The sequence below is a fragment of the Daejeonella rubra genome, assembly GCF_900103545.1.
GTDB lineage: Bacteria > Bacteroidota > Bacteroidia > Sphingobacteriales > Sphingobacteriaceae > Daejeonella > Daejeonella rubra.
Map to the genome: position 1 here is coordinate 1 of NZ_FNHH01000016.1, position 20,759 is coordinate 20,759.

The following is a 20,759-nucleotide window of genomic DNA, read 5'->3' on the forward strand; positions in this document are numbered from 1 at the left end:
TTCAATTGTCCGCCAGAAACGGAAAACTCAGCAAAGAGATTAATATATTTATTAAATAAAAAAGGCCATCTCGAATTGTGTTTCGAGACAGCCTCTTTTAAATTAAACTGAATTAAAACTATGGTAAAGCTTCAATCTTGGCTGTTATCTCATCAACCTTGGCTTGGTTCTTTTTAATTATATAGTAAGTCTTTAAATTATCCAATGCAATACGTGACTTTGGATCTAATAGAGCAGCCTTTTCTAAATATGGCAATGCTTTATCAAATTCTAAACCAGCCCGTTTAGTCATATCTTCATACTCTTTCTGTTGATTTTGCGGAAGTTTATTGGCATCATTAAAAAGATTAATACCCTTGTTTAGCAATACTCCACCAACATTAATATAAGCATCAGCAAAATTAGGATCTACCTGAATAGCTTGCAGATATGATTCTTCTGCTTTTAAATTATCTCCTATTGTACTATAAGCAATCCCTAAATAATATGGATAAAGTTTATTTGTAGGATTCTTTTTAGCCTGTTCCGTAATTTTAGTAATAACTTCTTTTTGTTTTCCTGACATTAAGCTAAGCTCAATTTCCTGAGTAGCTAATTGACTATCATTAAACTTTGCAGCTCCTTCAGATGCTATGCTAATTGCTTTTGCAGTATCACCTTCCATTGTATATAATCTGGAAAGATCAAGATAGATCTGACTATTAGCAGAAAAATTAGTTTTTATCAAATTCTCATAATTTTGAATTCCTGCTTTATAATTCTTTGCATTAATTGCAGACAGACCAGCATAATAAGTAATGGTAGTATCACCAGGACGAAAAGCTAATGCATTGTTGAATGCTAAATAAGCATCTGCATAATTATTGGATTGATATGCCTTAACACCCTGGTTTAGTTCATATTGGCTAAATATGGTACCATTCGCATTGTCAAGATTAGCCTTGTTTTCACCTGCTTTATCTAACTCAATAGCCTTTTTATGAGCTGCCTTTGCTTCTTCGATCAATGGCTTTGAAGTAGCTGGAACTGTATCCAATAATGCCATTTCACCGTAAATAAGAGCCTTATAGGTCCAGGCTCCAGGATCCTCCATTGTTTTTGCATGTACAACTGCCTTATCTATGGAAGTTTTTGCCAATTTTAGATTGGGGATCGCTAAGAGAAGTGAGTTAGCATCCTTTAATCCCAGATATTTTTCATAATTACTTTTAGCGCTTACTACTTCCCCCTTTTGAGCAAAAGCTAATAAGGAAGATGCTGAGAACACAGCTGCTAAAATGAAAGATTTAATTTTCATGATATTCTAATTTAATTTGAGTTGGTTTATTCTGTTATTGATTTTTTGTAATTCAGTAATATCTCCTGTATGCTTGTAAAGTATTGATAAAGAAGTCAGCGATTTTATTTCATATGGATCAATTTCATTTGCTTTGGTCAAATAATATTTCGCAACATACATTACTCCATTTTGCTTCTTATCTTTCAGGTATAAATTTAAATAAAGTAATCCTAACGCATAATTTGCTTCATAATTGTTAGGATTAATATTAATAATAGCTTTATAATATTCTTCTGCTTTTGGAATGTTACCAGACATCTCATGAGAAAACCCTGCCAAATAATTCAAATTAATATTATTCTCGTCTAATTTAAGCGCCTGACTTGTAAATTTTATTATTTCAGTATACTCATTCCTGTTCAGCAGAATATTTAAAAGTTTAAATAAAAGGTCTCTGTTAGTTGGGAAAGCATTGCTTCCTGCAGTTAAAACACGAATCGTATTATTTTCATCATTCAATGATTCATACAAATTAGCAGCAACCATAAAATACTCTGGCCTTGGTCTGTTTGTAATTAATTTTTCATAATAACCGAGAGATCGCTGATAATAACCCAATTCCTGGCAAAGAAGAGCAAGGTTATGCGTTATAGAAATATTTGTCTTATCAATAGAATCCAGAATACTGAAATACTTTAAAGCATCTGTGTATTTCCGGTTTTTGAAAGAATTATTGGCGCGGTATAAATAAGTTTGTTTTAGTTGAGCTTCAATATAGGTGATACGATCCCGGGAGTCCTTTTCAAATTTAGATCCATAAACGTATTTCATTGAAAATAAAACCTCATCCACCGGATCCTTCTTGTAGGAATATTTAAGGTTTGAATCTACTCTTGCAAGTGTAGAGTAAACCAGACTTCTGATCAGATTATTTCTAAATGCACTTGAATCTGACCTGGTTTTATAACCATTATCAATAAGTTTTCGTGCATTTTCAAGCTTTTTAATATCCTTGCTTGATGAATATTGAGCAAAACTATTCATGGCCTCTTTAGTAATAAGAGTCTGAGCCCCTGCCGAAGCAAGGGTCAGAAAAAAACCACAAAAGAGTAATATGAATACCTTATTCATAAAAATTATTCAGTTTCCGGAGTCTGATCCTCTGTTTCAGTGCCTTCTGCAGCACCTTCTTCTGATATTTCCTCTTCTTCCTCTTCATGCTCAACTTTAGCAATAGATGCAATAGAATCATCACCTTTTAAAGTAATCAGTCTTACACCCTGAGTTGCCCTTCCCATTACACGAAGATCTCCCACTCCTATCCGGATCACAATACCTGATTTATTAATGATCATAAGATCATCATTATCAGTTACATCTTTAATCGCAACAAGTTCACCGGTTTTATCAGTTACATTAATGGTTTTAACACCTTTACCTCCCCTGTTTGTTACACGGTAATCTTCAATATCAGTACGCTTACCATAACCATTTTCTGATACTACCAGAACGGTAACATCCGGATTATTGATAGCGATCATTCCAACTACTTCATCTTTATCATTGGCTAATGTCACTCCACGAACACCAGTAGCTGTCCGTCCCATTGGCCTTACTGTAGACTCATTAAAGCGAATAGCCCTTCCTGATCTTAAAGCCATCACTATTTCACTCTGACCATTGGTCATACAAGCTTCTAATAACTGATCACCTTCATTAATATTTATGGCATTGATACCATTTGCTCTCGGACGGGAATAAGCTTCAAGAGAAGTCTTTTTAATAGTACCTTTCTTGGTACACATGATTATAAAGTTATTCTCCAGGTATTCCTGATCTTTCAGGTTAACAACTTTAATATAAGCCTTAATATTTTCTTCTTTAGGGATATTGATCACATTTTGTATTGCACGCCCCTTACTGGTTCTGGTTCCTTCCGGAATTTCGAACACTCTTAACCAGAAACATTTTCCTGTTTCAGTAAAGAAGAGCATATAATTATGATTAGTGGCAATGAGCATATGCTCAATAAAGTCTTTATCCCTTGACTGAGAACCCATAGAACCTTTTCCACCTCTGCCCTGCTTACGGTATTCTGTTAATGGAGTACGTTTTATGTAGCCTTCATGAGAAATGGTAATTACTACTTCTTCATCAACAATGAAATCCTCCATCCGCATATCTTCCGCTGAATGGGTAATAGAAGTACGGCGTTCATCTCCAAACCGATCCCTTATTTCTGTAAGTTCATCTTTGATTATCTGCATACGCAGAACTTCGTCACCCAGGATTGAATTCAAATAATCTATTGTCTTCATTAACTCTGCATACTCTTCCTTGATCTTATCACGCTCAAGTCCGGTTAAACGGCGCAAGGTCATATCCAGAATTGCTCTTGCCTGGATGTCAGAAAGGCTGAAACTTTCTATCAATCCAATACGGGCATCATCCGGACTGTTAGAGGCACGAATTAATTTAATAACCTCATCAAGATGATCGAGAGCAATTAATAAACCTTCAAGGATATGCGCTCTTTTTTCAGCTTCTGCAAGATCAAATTTCGTTCTGCGTATAACTACTTCGTGGCGATGATCTACAAAGTGTCTGATCAGGTCCTTCAGATTCAACATCATCGGGCGACCGTTAACCAGAGCAATATTATTTACACTGAATGAGGTTTGAAGGGCAGTATATTTAAAAAGATTGTTTAATACTACTGAGGCATTTGCATCACGTTTAATTTCGTAAACGATACGCATACCATCCCTGTCAGACTCATCTCTTATCTCACTGATTCCTTCAATTTTTTTATCGTTAACAAGACCAGCTGTTTGCTCGATCATATTAGCCTTATTCACCTGATACGGAATCTCATTAACAATGATACGTTCACGATCTCCTTTGTGTAATTCGATCTCAGCTTTGGCACGCATTACAATTCTGCCTCTGCCTGTTTCAAATGCTTCCTGAACACCTGTATATCCATAGATAATACCTCCGGTTGGAAAATCAGGAGCTTTAACATAATGCATCAGGTCAGCTATTGTTACTTCGTTGTTCTCAATATAAGCTATTGTTGCATTAACAACTTCCGTCAAATTATGTGGAGGCATATTAGTTGCCATACCTACTGCAATTCCGGAAGCTCCGTTTACAAGTAAATTCGGAATTCTGGATGGTAATACTGTTGGTTCTTCCAGCGTATCATCAAAGTTTAACTGAAAATCAACAGTTTCTTTATTAATATCAGCAAGCATTTCTTCGGCGATCTTTTTCAATCGAGCCTCTGTATAACGCATTGCTGCAGGTGAATCACCATCAATAGAACCAAAGTTTCCCTGTCCATCAACCATAGGATATCGTAAACTCCAGTCCTGAGCCATACGAACCATGGCAAAATAAACCGAAGAATCACCATGGGGATGGTACTTACCTAATACATCACCGACAATACGAGCAGATTTTTTATGAGGTTTGGTACTGGTCACACCAAGATCCAGCATACCATATAGTACTCTCCTGTGTACAGGCTTAAGACCATCACGTACATCAGGAAGAGCACGGGAAACAATCACAGACATCGAGTAATCGATGTAAGCAGATTTCATTTCCTCTTCTATATTTATTGGAATTATCCTATCGTTCTGTGGTACTAAATTATCGTTTTCTGTATCTTCAGCCATGTTATACTTCAGTTCTGATTAATAAATTAAATTTTTGAACAAGTCAAAATACTTGTAAAAATTAAATCGCTTTTATTGTTTGCGAAGTTAATAATTTTCACGGTTTAAATGGGTTCTTTGGAAAAATAATCACTTGCAAAAAATGCCTTTAAACCAGAGCTAATCAATCAAAAAAACAATTTCGGGAATGGAATTAATTATCAAAAATTTAATCGTTAACAGCCTTTTTATAAACCTCCAAAGCCCTTTTTCTCGCAAACTCATGATCAACAACAGGATACAAATAATCTACTCTGAAATCTTTGATCCAGGTTTTAATATATTTCAGTTTAGGATCAAATTTAAGGGTTTGGGCTGTTGGATTAAATATTCTAAAATAAGGCGCTGAATCACAACCGCTTCCGGCTGCCCACTGCCAGTTTCCGTTATTGGAAGAGAGTTCATAGTCAAGTAATTTTTGGGCAAAATAGGCCTCGCCCCAACGCCAATCAATTAAAAGATGTTTACATAGAAATCCTGCGGTGATCATCCTTACGCGATTATGCATTAATCCGGTTTCATTTAACTGGCGCATACCGGCATCAACGATTGGGTATCCTGTTTCACCTTTACACCATAGCTCAAATTCCCTTTCGTTATTCCTCCACTGTATCTTATCGTATTTCTTTTTGAAGCTTTCAGACACAACATTTGGAAAATGATACAGGATCATCATAAAAAACTCGCGCCAGATCAATTCATTCAACCACTGTTCATTCCATTCTACAGCCAGTTTAACAAGATCCCGGACACTTAAAGTGCCGAAACGTAATTGAACACTTACCTGCGAAGTTCCTTCCTCAGATGGGATATTACGGGTATCCTGATAATTCCTGATCCTTTCTTCTGTTATATTAAGTTCTGGAAAATCCTGCGCTGTATTTTCGAATCCCAGTTCTTTTAATGAAGGTATGGCAAATTCGCGGGATCTTAAAAGGGCCGAAAAATGCTCTTCAGATGGAAAATTTGTAAGAATTCCCTGAGAAAACTTTTCTTTCCATTTTCTGGAATAGGGAGTAAAAATAGTATAGGGTGTGCCATCCGATTTCATCACATCCGACTTCTCAAAGATCACCTGATCCTTGAATGTCTTAAAAGGAATACCTTTAGAATCTAAAAGACCTTTGATCTTTAGATCCCGGCTAATGGCATAAGGTTCATAATCATGATTTGCATAAACCTCCTTCACAATATACTCATCAGTTAGCCTTTGAAAGGCCTTTTCCACACCTTCATGCAATACATAAAGTGCAGATCCATTTTGTTTCAGGATTTCATTTAATTGCTCCAGGGTTCGGTGAATGAAAGTAACTCTTTTGTCCTGTTTATCTGAAAGTTTGTCGAGTATATCAGGGTCAAAGATAAAGATTGGTAAAACAGGATATTGACCTGTTAATGCTTTGAATAAAGCATTATTATCATTTAATCTTAAATCTCGCCTTAACCAGCAAATGCTAACTTCTTTTTTCATTAACTGCTAAAATAAATGTAGAATTAATGCGAGTAGATCTCTTTAAGAGCCTTATCTAGACCAGCATACCGGAATTTAAAGCCTGTATCTATGAGCTTTTGTGATGATGTACGATTACTGGTAAGAATAACTGCACTCATTTCACCCAATACTGCTTTTAAAACAAATTCTGGAACCTTAATAGGCCAAACCGGGCGAAAAAGTGTTTTTGCAAGTATCTTTGTGAATTCAAAATTTGTTACTGGAATCGGACTGCAGGCATTGTAAGTTCCGCTGTATTCAGGATTTTCAATGGCTTTTTCAAATATTGCCAGCAGGTCAGTAACATGTATCCATGGCATCCATTGTTTTCCAGATCCAAGGGGAGCTCCCAAAAACAGACTTACAGGAGTTTCAAGCTTAGTTAATGCTCCACCCTGCTTTGACAGAACTAAGCCAATTCTGAGTTTAACCAATCTGGCACCAAATTTCAGACCCTCTTCAACCGCATTCTCCCATTGTTGACAGCAATCAGCAAGAAAACCAGTCCCGTTAGAACTATTTTCGTTTAATATCTCATCCGCACGATCACCATAAAATCCTACTGCTGAAGCAGATATAATTGTTTTTACCTGGGCTTGAGTCTCCTCAATTGCCTTATATAATAATTTAGTAGATAAAACCCTGCTATCAATTATTAGCTGCTTACGAGTTTTAGTCCATCTTTTATCTGCAATCCCCGCTCCTGCTAAATGTATGATAGTATCTACCCCATTTAATGCTTCCTTATCGATAATTTGCTCTTCTACATTCCATTGAAATGCCTTAACCCCATTCAGTTTACCCGGGTTTCTGGAAAGTACCGAAACAACATGTCCCTTTTCCTGAAGATTTCTGATCAGTTTTGTACCAATTAGGCCGCTGGCTCCGGTTATCAGAATGTTTTTCTTTAGGTTTTGATCGGAGGTATTCATGTATTTTGATGTAAGCATTTATATGGTATCTATTTGTCTTTCAAAGATAGATTTATATTCCTGCCAGAGGAAAAAGTCTGTTTAAAGCCAGCTCTCTGAATTTAAAAATACTTTCTACCTTCTTTTTAACAAAAACAGAATGGGCAATGTCACCCAGAACTCCCAGTGGAAGCTCATACTTAACCTCATCCTTCACAAGAACTCCATTTTCCATTTGTACAAAGGAATGTGTATGTTCCCAAATCTTATAAGGTCCCTTTAGTTGTCTATCCGAAAAAAAATAAGGTTTATTTACTTTAAATATTTCCGTTTGCCAGGGCAATGGAATTCCAAGAACCGGTCTGACAGTATAATCAATCAGCATACCTTCATAAACCTCCTGATCACTAAGATCCGTTAATATTTTAAAACTCATTTCCGGGGGAGTGATTTTTGAAAGATTCTTAGCTGATGAAAAGAAATCCCATGCCTGTTCAATACTAATTGGCAATAGATGTTCTGTATTATATTGATAGATCATTGTTTTATTTAGATGATAAATTTTCTTTTAATTCAGCCATGCAAATCTTTAGCCATGGTGTGTACAATTCCGGATTCAAACCTATTTCTGTTTCAAGATCAGAAATACTAATATACTTCCAGTCCTGTACCTCATTCAAGTTAATTTCGGGCATTTGGTCAGTATAACCAATATAAACATGATCATACTCATGTTCTATTAAACCGTTTGAAAATTCAAATTTATATAGGAAACTAAAGCTGAACTGAAGGTCGGCTTTCATACCCATTTCTTCTAATAATCTGCGATTACAGGCTTCTATGTTGCTTTCTTCAGGTCGGGGATGACTGCAACAGGTATTCGTCCATTGTCCTGGAGAATGGTATTTTGCATTAGCTCTTTGCTGAAGAAGCAGCTCTGAATGCGAGTTAAAAATAAATATAGAGAACGCTCTATGAAGCAGGCCATCAAGATGCACAGATAACTTATCCTTGACTCCTATTTCATTATCCTGTTCATCAACCAGAATAAGTAATTCATTTTGCCCGTCTATAATATCCTTTTTCATTCTATTTTGAATGCTTTAACAGGTATGCGTTAATTATTTTCTGTAATTCCTGATCCTTTAATTTTGAAACAGATTGAGATAAGAAAGCTCTGTCTATATTTTTATCACTATTGTAATTAAGAAAACCAGGAACATTTGTTTGAATGGTGTATCTGAGAAAACGGAGTTCAACATTATTTCGTTCGGCCTTAATTGCTCTTTCAAGCATAATTCGGCCTTTCTTAAAATAGGACAACTTAGTAAAAGGGTTAAAGGCATGCTTAGCCATCAGCATGGTAGCTCCTCCTCTGTATCCAAACAACAATGGATTATTATTTTCATTAAATGGAACAAGCAAACTAATCAGTTTATTACATGTTTCCTCATTAGTTGTTGCATTGTGAAGCATTATTCTAACATCTTTTATTGCAGGTACCCTGGCAGTCACAATAGAGCTGCAAAAAAGAAGTATGATCAATAAACTATTTTTCATACCCAATTCATTTTATTTTGCACCAGGCAATTGATCATGAGACCGAATTTTTTTCCGTTATTTATTCTTACCCTTTCCGTGAGTACACGTTTAGCAGGAAGTTTTTTTATTTTATCGAAAAGCGATTTATAATAAACATAGGCCAGGTAAACTCCTCCCTTTGATGATGAGGGAAGCATTTTTATTCCTTTTAAAGCTATTTTAAAATCATTTTCAATTTCATTTTCAATTTCAGCCTTTACTTCACAATTAAATTCAGATATATCAACATTTGGAAAATAACTTCTTCCTAATAGGTTATAATCATCTTTCAAGTCTCTAAGAAAGTTTACTTTTTGAAAAGCCGCTCCTAATTTCATTGCATAGGGCTTCAATTTCTGAAATTCAGTTAAGTTACCTTCTGTAAATACGTGTAAACACATAAGTCCCACTACTTCAGCCGAACCTAGTATGTATTGTTCATACTTTTCAGGAGTATATTCTACCTTTTCAAGATCCATTTCCATGCTTAGCATGAATGTTTCAACCAATTCTGTACTGATTTTGTATTGATGGACTGCTTGCTGAAATGAATTTAATATAGGATTAAGAGAAATACGACTGTCTATTGCAGAAAATGTCTCTTCCTTAAATTTTGAAAGTAAATATTTCTTATCGAAGCCCTCAAAACTATCCACAATTTCATCCGCAAGCCGTACAAAGCCATAAATGGAATAAACAGCATTTCTAAGGCGATTATTTAAAAAATATATACCCATTGAGAAACTAGTACTATAAGCACGGGTGGTCATTTTACTAACTTCTACCGAAAGATTATCATATAGTAATTTCATTTCTCTAAAGTTTTAAATATTTCAATAATTGTCCAGCTGCCACTTTTCCTGAAATAATTGCAGGAGGAACCCCCGGACCAGGCACGGTCAGCTGGCCTGTATAAAACATATTTTTAATTTTCTTATTTCTAATACTAGGTTTAAGGTTAGCTGTTTGCATCAGGGTGTTAGCAAGTCCGTAGGCATTCCCTTTAAATGAATTATAATCTCTCACAAAATCCTTGACACAATAAGATTTCTTATAGTCAATATGATCACTTATATCTACGTGAATATGTTTACCGAGACGATCGACCATGATTTTAAAATATTTCTCCCTTAGTTCTTCAGTATCCTCCAAACCAGGTGCTAATGGCATCAGGAAAAATAGATTTTCATGGCCTTCAGGTGCCACAGTATCATCGGACTGTGATGGGCAGCAAACATAAAACAAAGGCTTACTTGGCCATTTTGGGTTTTTATAGATCTCTATTGAGTGTAACTCCAGGTCTTCATCAAAAAAGAGGGTATGATGCTGAAGGTATTTGATCCTGGTATTTAATCCGACATAAAATATCAGGGATGAAGGAGCAAATGTTTTTTTATCCCAATAACTCTCTTTGTAGTTACGATGGGACTCTGGAAGTAATTTGCTCTCTATATGATGGTAATCAGCAGAAGCAATAATAGCATCACAATCTATTTTGTCTCCATTAACCATAATACTAGTTGTTTTGTTGCCCTGCACTACGATTTGATCTACAGCTGCATTAAAATGAAACTTAGCTCCATTTCTTTTTGCTACCTCCAACATAGCCTTGATAACTTCCCCGAAACCACCTTCAGGATACCATGTACCAAGCATAAGACCGGCATAGTTCATCAGGCTATATAGTGCCGGTGTATCCTGAGGCATTGCACCAAGAAACAAAACCGGAAACTCCATAAGAGAGATCAATTTGGGATTGGTGAAAAATTTTCTGACATGTTTACGGAATGAACTAAATACCTGCAAACGAAATGTTCCTTTGATCAGATCTAAATCTGCAAATTCCAATAAAGATAAACCGGGTTTATATACCAGGCTACCCATGCCGGTCTCATATTTAAACCGGGCCTCTTCCATGAATTTTTCAAGCTGAGCCGCACTCCCCTTTTCGATCGATTCAAACATTCTGGCCAGGTCAGAATATTTTTCCGGAACACTCATCGTTTCAGCTTCTGGAAAAACAACGTCAAATGAGGGATTTAATAATTTTAATTTGTAAAAATCAGACACCTTATAACCAAAATCAAAAAAGAACTTTTCAAAAACATCAGGCATCCAATACCAGCTTGGCCCCATATCAAATACATAATTATTTTCTTTTAATTGTCTGGCTCTTCCACCGGCTGTATCATTTTTTTCAAAAACATGAACTTCATGCCCGGCAGCTGACAGGTATGCAGCTGCGCTCAATCCTGAAAATCCTGAACCAATGACAATTACTTTCGACATTATATTGTAGTGTTTGTTTTTAATTTCGCACCTGAATTTAGAACTTCCTCAAGGCTTTCAATTGAATGGAGGTATTCTGTATTCCTATTTAAATTTAGCTGACTTATTAATTTGTCATTTCCTGCCAGATAAATTTTATTACCGTTAAAGGATTCATAAAACTTATCTAAACTTTTCTGTATTTGTTCCGGCAGGTCGTAATGAACTAAAAACAATAAAAGGTTTTCAGGCTTTATATCATGAATTGCAGAAATAACTGATTCGACAGGAAGATTACTACCCAAATAGATCACTTTTTTACCCGAAAGACGAATAATCAAATGAGCATAAAGTAATCCTATTTCATGGAACTCATTTTCAGGTAAAAATAATAACCAGCTTTCAGATGCAGGATCAGGCGCTACTATTGAGTCCAAAACAGCCAAAAGCTTCTGCCGAACAATATTACTTATAAAATGTTCATGTGCAGTAGGTAAACTATTGGTAGCCCACATGAGTCCTATACGCTCCATCATCGGATAAATTACCTTCATATAAGCATCTTTCATGCCGAATTTTAAAAAGCAATCAGAAAATATAATTTCAAAATAACCGGCGTCATAACTGATACCTGCGGCAATTAACTGAGAAATATAATATTCTGTAGATTCGCTGATCCTGGGTGTGTTTGAATTAGATACAAGAAAGAATAAATCATCGTCAGTCATTGAACACAGGGTAGAAACCTTATGGCCATTATCCATTAAACTTACAATATTCAGCAATCGCCTTAATTGATAATCGTCATAATATCTGGTATTACCATCAGAACGATTTGGCTTTAATGCATTATATCTTTGCTCCCATACTCTTATAGTATGAGGTTTGATCCCTGAGAATTGGGACAGCTGAGATATAGAAAATAAATTCATTGTTTAAATTTATGACAAAAAATTTAAACAAAACTATTTTATTAACTATTTTTACAGTTAGGTGTGAATTGAACAAGAATTAGAAATCAATTTTTCAAACAAAATAAATTAAACAACTTAATTAGTCCTGATATAAAGAATGGTTATTTAACTCTTTTCCAATATTCCTCAACGATCATACCATTAGGCAGTACACCATTAATCGTTAGCTTATCCTTATCAATTGCAAACTTGTAAGTTATCATGACATCTGTGTTTTGAGAAGGCCTGCTGCTGAATTTACTTGTAATCAAAAGCGTATCTCCCTTTATTTCATAGATTCCTGAACTATACAATTCAGGCTGAACTGAGCCTTCGATCATAAAGGCCTCAAATGTGTTTCCAGTATAGGTTCTTTGCATCTGAAAGTCTGGAGAAGCCTTCTGCTCTCTTCCATTATATAAACCACCATCATATTGCCAGGTACCTTTGATTGGGCTTGTGGTACAGGATGATATAAAGATCAGACAAAATAAGAATGAAGGTACTGTAAGTAGATTTTTCATAAGAATTTGATTGTATTTTAAAGGCTCATGCAGGTTTCACAATTATATAGTCTGAGTCCAGTTAATTCCTTTTTTTAAGAGTCCAAGTGTTTTTTCTTCCTCTGAACCCGGATTTGCATTAAAATTATACACCCAATTTGCCTGTGGCGGTAAACTCATCAGGATTGATTCGATCCGTCCATTGGTCTCGAGTCCGAATTTAGTTCCTGCATCATAAACAAGATTAAACTCAACATAACGGCTTCGACGTTGATATTGCCATAGCTTTTGCTCCTCAGTAAATGATTTATCCTTATTTCTATTGATCAATTCGGTGTAAACAGGTACGAATGTTCTCCCCACTGCCTTTGAAAATTCAAAAATATCCGACCATTCGAGGCCTGTTGTCTGAGGACTTAACCGATCATAGAATATACCACCTATCCCTCTGGTTTCCTGACGATGTTTTATAAAAAAATAGTCATCTGCCCATTTTTTAAATTTAGAATAGAAATCTGAATGAAATTTATCACAGGTTGCCTGAAGAGATCCATGAAAAAAACGGGCATCATCTTCTATAACATAATGGGGAGTAAGGTCTATGCCACCACCGAACCAACGCATCTCCTTTCCAGCTTCTCCGGTCATTTCAAAATACCTGATATTCATGTGAATAATAGGGATCCAGGGATTACTCGGATGAATCACAATTGAAACCCCTGTAGCAAAAAAATCATCTTCACTAACTCCAAATGCCTTTTTGATGCTTTCAGGAAGTTTTCCATAAACAGCTGAAAAATTCACACCTCCCTTTTCCAGAACATTTCCATTTTGGATGATACGTGTTCGACCGCCTCCGCCGCCATCTCTATCCCAAATTTCTTCCTGAAATTTCCCGCTGCCATCTGCCAACTCCAAACCGGCACATATTTCATCCTGAATCTGCTGATATTGTTCAGCTATCTGCTCCTTCGTAATCATGTCTCAAAAATGAGGTTTTTAACCAATAACACGAAAGCAATTCTCAAAATGCCCATTTAATCTGCTCAGCTTATTTCAAGATAGTCAAGATCCTTGCCAAATGTTTCCTTTAGTTGATATAAGGCAATAAGTGCGATGATCAAGGAAACAAACCCAACAACTAAAGCACTATTGATAATCCCCAGACTTCCTTTCAAAGTTGTGAATGATAGAGTAGCCAATACTAAAGATCCCCTCACAAAGTTAGGAACGGTTGTAGTAACTGTTGCTCTCAAATTGGTTCCAAACTGTTCTGAAGCAATGGTAACGAAAGTTGCCCAGTATCCTGAAGAGAATCCCAGGAATAAAGTAAGCCATATAAATTGCTGTGAGGTCATGCCTTCAGCATTCAGATAAACTACAATACTTACACCGGTTAGAAGCAGGAAAATTAACATAACCTTTTTCCTGGAACGCCACATCTGACTCATAAAACCAGCTACAATATCACCAATAGCAATACCAATATAACAGTACATAATACCTGTACCAGCAGAAAGGGGATCTACTGCATTTAACTCTTTTCCGAATTCAGGTGAAAATGTAACCAATACCCCAACAACAAACCATAATGGAATGCCAATTAGAATACAGCTTAAATATTTTCTGAATCTTTTACCATCCGAAAACAACATAAATATATTACCACGACTCACTCCATCGCTCTTCTGGTTTTTAAACATCCCTGATTCAACCAAACCTACTCGCATTCCCAAAAGAAGCAGTCCCATCACTCCGCCTATTATATAAGATGTTTCCCAGGTAAAATTCTCGCCGATAATAGCCGCTGCCACGGCTCCCATTAATCCGACTCCGGCAACGATCATTGTCCCATAACCACGATTTTCTTTACTCATAGTTTCAGTAACCAGTGTTATACCAGCGCCAAGTTCTCCTGCAAGTCCTATTCCTGCAATAAAACGGATAGCTGCGTATGCAGGCACAGAGGTTACGAAACCATTGGCAAGATTTGCAATGGAGTAGAGTAATATGGAACCAAAAAGTACACTTATACGACCTTTCTTATCACCTAATACGCCCCATAAAATGCCACCGAGGAGCATTCCAAACATCTGACTATTTATCAGCATGGTTCCTACATCTAGGAGATCACTGTCCGGAACCCCTAATCCTTTCAAACTTTTTATACGAATTACTGAAAAGAGAATCAGATCGTAGATATCTACAAAATAGCCTAAAGCGGCAACGATGATAATTAATTTTACATTTTTTTTATTAGCGGCAATCTGATCCATATCAATTATTTGAGTGTACAATCTACAAACAAAATTGAAAAACAAAAACATAAGCTTTGTAAGCTAATGCGAGCCTAATCAATAAATGATAATTTTAAAAATCAAGGCATTTTCCTGATATTTACAGAGATGGTTGTATCAGAGAATATGCTAAAGTGGGGAATGCGATTTTATCCTCCCCTGTTTTTTCAAAGGATTTGGGTAAAAAAGTTTGACAAGGGTTTCTCAGGGGTTCATGTGAAAATTTTCAAGAGCTTTCTAAACATCAATTATAACAGCTCTATATTCGGGGGGACCATATTTAGTGGCTCAGATCCATTCTATGCATTGCTTTTCGATCAGATATTACAAAGGAAAGGTATAAAATGCCGTGTTTGGCTTAAAAGTGCAAGCATAAATTATTTAAAACCAGGAAGGACAAGTTTAGTCTTTAGCATAACACTCACCGAAGAAGAAATTCTGGAGGCAGAAACTGCCTTAAGAACTGTTGGAAAATTTATCAAAGCTTATCCAATAAATATGTTCAACTCTGAAGGTGTACTTTGTGCCACGGTAATCAATGAGGTATATATACGTAACCTATTTAAAGGCGAAGAACATACCATTGCTTATTAAAGATTAATGAAAATGAATATCAGGAAGCTAATTCTGGAAGGTGAAGGGGTTACTCTGGATTTCAAAAAAAGGATAACCAGCTGTGAAAAGATCGCCAGAACAATGGTCTCTTTTGCTAACAATAGAGGAGGGCGATTATTAATTGGCATTGCTGATGATGGTACAATAAGCGGACTTAAATCAGAAGATGAGGAGAAATACATGATCACCCGAGCAGCTCATCTTTATTGTAAACCAGCACTGGATCCTGTATTCGAAGAAGTTTATATTGATGATAAGGTTGTTCTGGTTGCTGAAATAAAAAAAAGTGAAATAAAACCACATTATGCTTTGGGTGAAGATAAAAAATGGTGGGTTTATATACGTGTCAATGATAAAAGTGTTCTTGCAAGTAAGATCGTTGTAGATGTTCTTAAAAGGGAAAATAATGAACATGGTGTCTTTTTAGAGTACTCAGCCAGGGAAAAAGCCCTGCTGGAATACCTGGATAAGAATGAACGTATCACCTCCAGAGAATACAGCCTTATGTTAAAACTTTCAAGAAGGAGTACGCACCGTATTCTGGTAAACCTGGTACTATCCGGAGTCATCAGGCTTCATACCACTGAAAGGGAAGAATATTATACCGCTTCCTGATATATATCCAATTTAATTACATCCTTTGCAGAACATTTTTCACTAAAATTAGCGTGAAGCGCATCTATAATAAATATAAACCACACTATCAAACCAATTTGACCCTGGCTATACCTGTTGTAATTTCACAACTGGGTCATACTCTTGTTCATACGGCAGATAGTGTTATTGTGGGGCATTTTGCAGGAACTATCCCATTAGCCGCAGTCTCTCTGGTGAATAGTATATTTATTGTGATCCTTGTAATCGGAATGGGACTTTCCTACGGTTTAACTCCTCTCATAGCACAAGAAAGCGGAAGGAAAAATTATAAGGAATGTGGCAGGTTATTAGCCAATAGCTTACTGATCAATGCAATAACCGGTATAATCCTTTTTTTACTTATCTATTATGGTTCCCTTTTGGTCATAGATAGAATGGGACAAGCCCCTGAGGTAGTTGCACAGGCAAAACCATATTTAGGTTTACTTGGTTTTTCTATTGTGCCTTTAATGATATTTATGACCTTTAAGCAATTTGCAGAGGGCTTAGGATTCACTAAACAAGCCATGATGATCTCATTATGGGGAAATGCACTCAATATATGCCTTGGGATCATATTTGTTAAAGGTCTGTTCGGAATCGAACCAATGGGAATAAACGGTGTTGGATGGAGTACCCTGATCGACAGATCAATAATGGCAGTTGTAATGGCCATGTATGTGATCAGATCTAAAAACTTTAGGATTTATTTAAAATCATTTGCTGTCAGATCGATCAGTAAAATACGTTCCTTGAAAATTCTGAAGATTGGTACGCCTGTAGCGATGCAGTATACCTTTGAGGTTAGTGCTTTCAGTGGTGCAGCTGTCTTAATCGGAACGATTGGAGCTGTAGAACAGGCAGCACATCAGGTGGCTATTAATCTGGCATCCATGACTTATATGATGGCAAGTGGAGTTTCAGCGGCTGCAACAATAAAAACAGGTAACAATTTTGGAAAGGAAGATTTTCTGAACCTCCGGCTTTCAGCCATTTCGAGCTACCATATTGTATTGGTATTTATGGCAATTACAGCACTCTTATTTGCAGGACTGAATCAATATTTACCCTGGATATATACTTCAGATAAAGCAGTAATATCAATTGCTGCTCAGCTTCTTATAATTGCAGGTTTCTTTCAATTATTTGACGGAACTCAGGTTGTTGGATTAGGGATCCTTAGAGGTTTAGGAGACGTAAATATTCCAACCTTGATCACCTTTGTGGCTTATTGGATAATTGGAATGCCTGTAGGTTACTTTCTGGGAATTTATATGGGATGGGGAGCAAATGGCATCTGGTATGGATTAACCCTGGGATTACTTGTATCTGCAGGACTACTCTTTACCAGATTCCATTTCTTTTCTAAGAAGCTGGTTCGGCTAACTCGTAAAGAATAGCAGAAACTGGAATTTTGATCTCATTATAGATCTGTGACTGCATTTTCTTCAATCTGTCTGTATGATCCTCCAGACGGTCATTGATGTTCATGTATCTGATCAAATCACCTGTCCGTGTATCAATAAATCTGTAACGCGTAAAATGTTGCTTTTCCATATTGCAAATTTACACTAAATTTATTGAAAATCAGCATTTTACGTAAAAAATCAGCATTTAGGGTCAATTTAAAAATAAAGATCATGCGCGATCCGGAAGGTATTACAGTGAGCATCAACGATATCCGATACTTTGGTTGAGTAACCTCCGCCCATACTAACCTGAACAGGCAGGTTCAATTTTTTGCAGATTCCAAGCACCATTTCATCCCTTTCTTTACAAGCCTTTGTCGAAATATTCAGTTTACCGATCTTATCAGTAGAAAGTATATCCACCCCTGCCAGATAAAAAACAAAATCCGGCTTATGCTGTGCAAACAGAATACTTAATTGATCCGACAAAATTTTAAGATATTCATTATCAGAAGTACCGTCTGGCAGTCCTATATCCAGATCTGAATGCTCTTTCCGAAATGGAAAATTCTTTTCCGCATGCATGGAAAAGGTAAATACCCTATCTTCATTATTGAATATTTCTGCAGTTCCATTTCCCTGGTGAACATCAAGATCTATAATTAATATCCTTTTTGATAAATCCTTTGAAAGCAGATAATTAGCTGCAATTGCCTGATCATTTAAAAGACAAAAACCTTCGGCCCAGTTTGACCCTGCATGATGGGTTCCACCGGCAACATTAAATGCGATTCCATGACTAAGAGCATGCAGACAACAATTGATTGTGCCCTGAGCAATTCTTTTCTCACGCTCTATAAGTCCTGCAGATAATGGAAACCCAGACCGCCTGATCTCTGCAGGACTTAACTGAAGATCCCGTAATCGTTCCCAATATGCCTTTACATGACTTAATAAGATAATTTCTTCAGGCAGCTCCCCTGGTGAAAAAAGATTCTTTTCAGTGATCAGGCCTTCATAAATGAGTTGTTCAGGAATGAGCTCATATTTTAGCATCGGAAAACGATGCCCTTCGGGAAGTGGATGAATATATATTGGATCAAAAGCAATATAAAGCACCTGAAAATTAAGGGTTTATAAGTTCTTTTCCCGATTTAGCTCCACTAAAGAAACGAATGATCAAAGCGAGAAGGATGACTACAAATGCGGCATACGCAGCATTGATAACATTCTCAAAATCAGTCGGGTTAACCTGCTGACGTTTCAGTATAATTCCATACAATGCCCAAATCACCACAAATCCAAATGGAATATTTCTTCTGACCAAAATAACGAAAAGGGAGATCAAAGTCGCTGCACCGATCATAATGATTACCCAGAAATTATCAGAGATACCAGCACCAGACCAGTTAAGCGACTTCAGATAAGCACTTATATTGGCAATAGTGGCAATACATATCCAGGCGAAATAAATACTCAGGGGAAACTGAGTGAATATTTTAGTTGAAATTGGTCGGTCCGGATTAGATATATGAGCCCTCACACTAATAATAATAAGTGTGACCAACTGAATCAGGATCAAAATTACGGATGTAAGCAGTTGCTCATTAACCCATGCCAGTAACCAAATGCCTGTAGCAATATTGTTAACAATAAATAACCAGCCTATATTTTTGGTATCCAGATTAGTATGTTGAATATCTGCCTTTGCAAAAGCTGCATATAGATGAAAAATACAGAAAGCAAATAAGGCTAAATAAATAAGGCCCCAGATGGCAAATGTGATACCTGCAGGAGCAAAAACAGTATCATATCTGGCAGAAACCTGACCTACATCCAAAATTGAAAAATATTTCAATTGGACGAGATATGAAAAAGTCAAATGAAAGGCAAAGGCTATAAAATTCAGTACAGCTAAAATTTTTGGTGTCATCTTCATAATTTACACAATATAATTGAATGATCACAAATGAGGGCGGCTTACGTAGGGATTTCCTTTTATATAGAAGCGCCAAGGCATGAGTTTGTATGGACCTTCAAAATTCATACCTATTCTCGCTGAAGCAATAATCTGGTCATTACGAAATGAATTTTCACAATCAGATAGCCATATAATATCACCTTGAAGATCAAAGCCATTATGAGTCTTATTTAAACCTAAAGCTTTAGTTAAAGCACCAGGGCCCTGACATAAGCGCTGATCTTTATTAAAAATATTTCTTCTTGCCCTCATGACATCTAGACCGGTATGAGGTTCAATTGCTCTGATAAGAATTGCATGAGAACTTCCTTCTTCACCTGTTACAATATTCAGCATATCGTGTATGCCGTAACAAATGTACATATAGACCAATCCGCCGGACCTATACATCATTTCATTTCGGGGAGTTTTACGATCATTGTAGGCATGAGAACCTCTATCCTCCGGACCGCAATAAGCTTCAGTTTCTATGATCTTTCCACCGCAAAGCTGACCATCTATCATTGAATATAGATCTTTTCCTAATAGTTCAGTAGCGATTGTTATTACATCATCACGTTGATAGAAATCTATGGTAAGCTTTTTATTCAAGATCTAAATGGTATAAGTTCAAGAATCGCTGACAAATTAACTGCATCTGACTCATCAAAACTATTCAGTTCAGAACTATCCACATCAAGAACACCGATAACAAGGCCATTCCTGATAATAGGAATTACAATTTCAGATCTCGATGCAGAACTACAGGCAATATGACCCGGAAAAGCATCTACATCCGGAACAACAAGTGTTATTGCCTGTTCCCATGCTGAGCCGCATACACCTTTTCCTTTTTGTATTCTGGTACAAGCTACCGGTCCCTGAAAGGGTCCCAGAACCAGTTCATTTCCTTTGACCATGTAAAATCCAACCCAGAAAAAGTCAAATTGTTCTTTTAAAGCGGCACAAACATTGCCCATATTTGCTGTTTCATCATTTTCTCCTTCAAGCAATGCGGAAATTTGAGGGAGTAAGGACCTGTACTGATCAGACTTATCTCCTGATAAAATTTTTAAGTCTTCTGCCATCCGGTAAAATTAATTGAATTAAAATTTAATATTATAATTAAAATC

Annotated in this window: 22 protein-coding genes; 3 read left to right on the forward strand and 19 right to left on the reverse strand. The window is 36.4% G+C overall.

The annotated features are described in order from the left end of the window. Positions 1-118: 118 nt before the first annotated feature. The 14 genes from BLR27_RS11530 to BLR27_RS11595 all read right to left on the reverse strand — a co-directional run bounded on the left by BLR27_RS11530 (position 119) and on the right by BLR27_RS11595 (position 14,985). The gene (locus BLR27_RS11530) at positions 119-1,297 is read right to left on the reverse strand and encodes a tetratricopeptide repeat protein (protein ID WP_090705044.1); all 1,179 of its coding nucleotides are present in this window, start codon (positions 1,295-1,297) and stop codon (positions 119-121) included. A gap of 6 nt (positions 1,298-1,303) precedes the next feature. After that, positions 1,304-2,410: a tetratricopeptide repeat protein gene (locus BLR27_RS11535; protein ID WP_090705046.1), complete on the reverse strand. Its 1,107-nt coding sequence runs from the start codon at positions 2,408-2,410 to the stop codon at positions 1,304-1,306. A 5-nt stretch (positions 2,411-2,415) separates the two neighbouring features. After that, entirely contained in the window at positions 2,416-4,962 is a 2,547-nt protein-coding gene (gene gyrA, locus BLR27_RS11540; protein ID WP_090705047.1) for a DNA gyrase subunit A, read from the reverse strand. A gap of 208 nt (positions 4,963-5,170) precedes the next feature. Beyond that, a complete protein-coding gene (locus BLR27_RS11545) occupies positions 5,171-6,472 on the reverse strand; it encodes a cryptochrome/photolyase family protein (protein ID WP_090705049.1) in 1,302 nt (433 codons plus the stop codon). 23 nt (positions 6,473-6,495) lie between these two features. After that, on the reverse strand, positions 6,496-7,443 hold the full coding sequence (locus BLR27_RS11550; RefSeq protein WP_245704496.1) for a TIGR01777 family oxidoreductase: 948 nt from the start codon (positions 7,441-7,443) through the stop codon (positions 6,496-6,498). 34 nt (positions 7,444-7,477) lie between these two features. Beyond that, the gene (locus BLR27_RS11555; protein ID WP_090705051.1) at positions 7,478-7,945 is read right to left on the reverse strand and encodes an SRPBCC family protein; all 468 of its coding nucleotides are present in this window, start codon (positions 7,943-7,945) and stop codon (positions 7,478-7,480) included. A 4-nt stretch (positions 7,946-7,949) separates the two neighbouring features. After that, on the reverse strand, positions 7,950-8,492 hold the full coding sequence (gene idi / locus BLR27_RS11560) for an isopentenyl-diphosphate Delta-isomerase (RefSeq protein ID WP_090705053.1): 543 nt from the start codon (positions 8,490-8,492) through the stop codon (positions 7,950-7,952). Between the two features lies 1 nt (position 8,493). Next, positions 8,494-8,964, reverse strand: a complete 471-nt coding sequence (locus BLR27_RS11565; RefSeq protein WP_090705054.1) for a hypothetical protein — start codon at positions 8,962-8,964, stop codon at positions 8,494-8,496. Next, a complete protein-coding gene (locus tag BLR27_RS11570) occupies positions 8,961-9,797 on the reverse strand; it encodes a phytoene/squalene synthase family protein (protein ID WP_090705056.1) in 837 nt (278 codons plus the stop codon). Before BLR27_RS11570 ends, BLR27_RS11565 begins: the two co-directional genes overlap by 4 nt. Positions 9,798-9,801: 4 nt before the next feature. Further along, positions 9,802-11,274 carry a phytoene desaturase family protein gene (locus tag BLR27_RS11575; protein WP_090705057.1) on the reverse strand — a complete coding sequence of 491 codons (1,473 nt, stop codon included), beginning with the start codon at positions 11,272-11,274 and terminating at the stop codon, positions 9,802-9,804. Continuing rightward, entirely contained in the window at positions 11,274-12,185 is a 912-nt protein-coding gene (locus BLR27_RS11580) for a MerR family transcriptional regulator (RefSeq protein WP_090705059.1), read from the reverse strand. Before BLR27_RS11580 ends, BLR27_RS11575 begins: the two co-directional genes overlap by 1 nt. A gap of 143 nt (positions 12,186-12,328) precedes the next feature. Next, the gene (locus tag BLR27_RS11585; RefSeq protein WP_090705060.1) at positions 12,329-12,730 is read right to left on the reverse strand and encodes a hypothetical protein; all 402 of its coding nucleotides are present in this window, start codon (positions 12,728-12,730) and stop codon (positions 12,329-12,331) included. 42 nt (positions 12,731-12,772) lie between these two features. Then, positions 12,773-13,690, reverse strand: coding sequence for an oxygen-dependent coproporphyrinogen oxidase (hemF, locus tag BLR27_RS11590; RefSeq protein WP_090705061.1), 918 nt, complete (start codon positions 13,688-13,690; stop codon positions 12,773-12,775). Between the two features lie 65 nt (positions 13,691-13,755). Then, positions 13,756-14,985: an MFS transporter gene (locus BLR27_RS11595; protein ID WP_090705063.1), complete on the reverse strand. Its 1,230-nt coding sequence runs from the start codon at positions 14,983-14,985 to the stop codon at positions 13,756-13,758. A gap of 129 nt (positions 14,986-15,114) precedes the next feature. Here BLR27_RS11595 and BLR27_RS11600 point away from each other — a divergent pair, with 129 nt between their 5' ends. From BLR27_RS11600 to BLR27_RS11610, 3 genes are read left to right on the forward strand one after another with little or no spacing between them, the layout of a single operon-like run. Continuing rightward, positions 15,115-15,600 (forward strand): DUF4442 domain-containing protein, encoded by a 486-nt coding sequence (locus tag BLR27_RS11600; RefSeq protein ID WP_090705064.1) that lies wholly within the window; start codon positions 15,115-15,117, stop codon positions 15,598-15,600. A 6-nt stretch (positions 15,601-15,606) separates the two neighbouring features. Next, entirely contained in the window at positions 15,607-16,236 is a 630-nt protein-coding gene (locus BLR27_RS11605; RefSeq protein ID WP_317040475.1) for an RNA-binding domain-containing protein, read from the forward strand. Positions 16,237-16,289: 53 nt separating this feature from the next. Next, positions 16,290-17,657 (forward strand): MATE family efflux transporter, encoded by a 1,368-nt coding sequence (locus BLR27_RS11610; protein WP_090705066.1) that lies wholly within the window; start codon positions 16,290-16,292, stop codon positions 17,655-17,657. Here the strand turns inward: BLR27_RS11610 and BLR27_RS11615 are convergent. The 5 genes from BLR27_RS11615 to BLR27_RS11635 all read right to left on the reverse strand — a co-directional run bounded on the left by BLR27_RS11615 (position 17,623) and on the right by BLR27_RS11635 (position 20,714). Continuing rightward, complete coding sequence (locus tag BLR27_RS11615) at positions 17,623-17,814, reverse strand: hypothetical protein (protein ID WP_090705067.1); 192 nt, start codon at positions 17,812-17,814, stop codon at positions 17,623-17,625. The two genes, BLR27_RS11610 and BLR27_RS11615, sit on opposite strands and share 35 nt — an antisense overlap. 68 nt (positions 17,815-17,882) lie before the next feature. Further along, a complete protein-coding gene (locus tag BLR27_RS11620; RefSeq protein ID WP_090705069.1) occupies positions 17,883-18,785 on the reverse strand; it encodes a histone deacetylase family protein in 903 nt (300 codons plus the stop codon). A gap of 7 nt (positions 18,786-18,792) precedes the next feature. Further along, positions 18,793-19,524, reverse strand: a complete 732-nt coding sequence (locus BLR27_RS11625) for a hypothetical protein (RefSeq protein ID WP_143007737.1) — start codon at positions 19,522-19,524, stop codon at positions 18,793-18,795. A gap of 105 nt (positions 19,525-19,629) precedes the next feature. After that, positions 19,630-20,238, reverse strand: a complete 609-nt coding sequence (locus tag BLR27_RS11630) for a DNA-3-methyladenine glycosylase (protein ID WP_245704497.1) — start codon at positions 20,236-20,238, stop codon at positions 19,630-19,632. Then, complete coding sequence (locus BLR27_RS11635; RefSeq protein ID WP_090705074.1) at positions 20,235-20,714, reverse strand: GAF domain-containing protein; 480 nt, start codon at positions 20,712-20,714, stop codon at positions 20,235-20,237. Before BLR27_RS11635 ends, BLR27_RS11630 begins: the two co-directional genes overlap by 4 nt. Positions 20,715-20,759 lie beyond the last annotated feature (45 nt).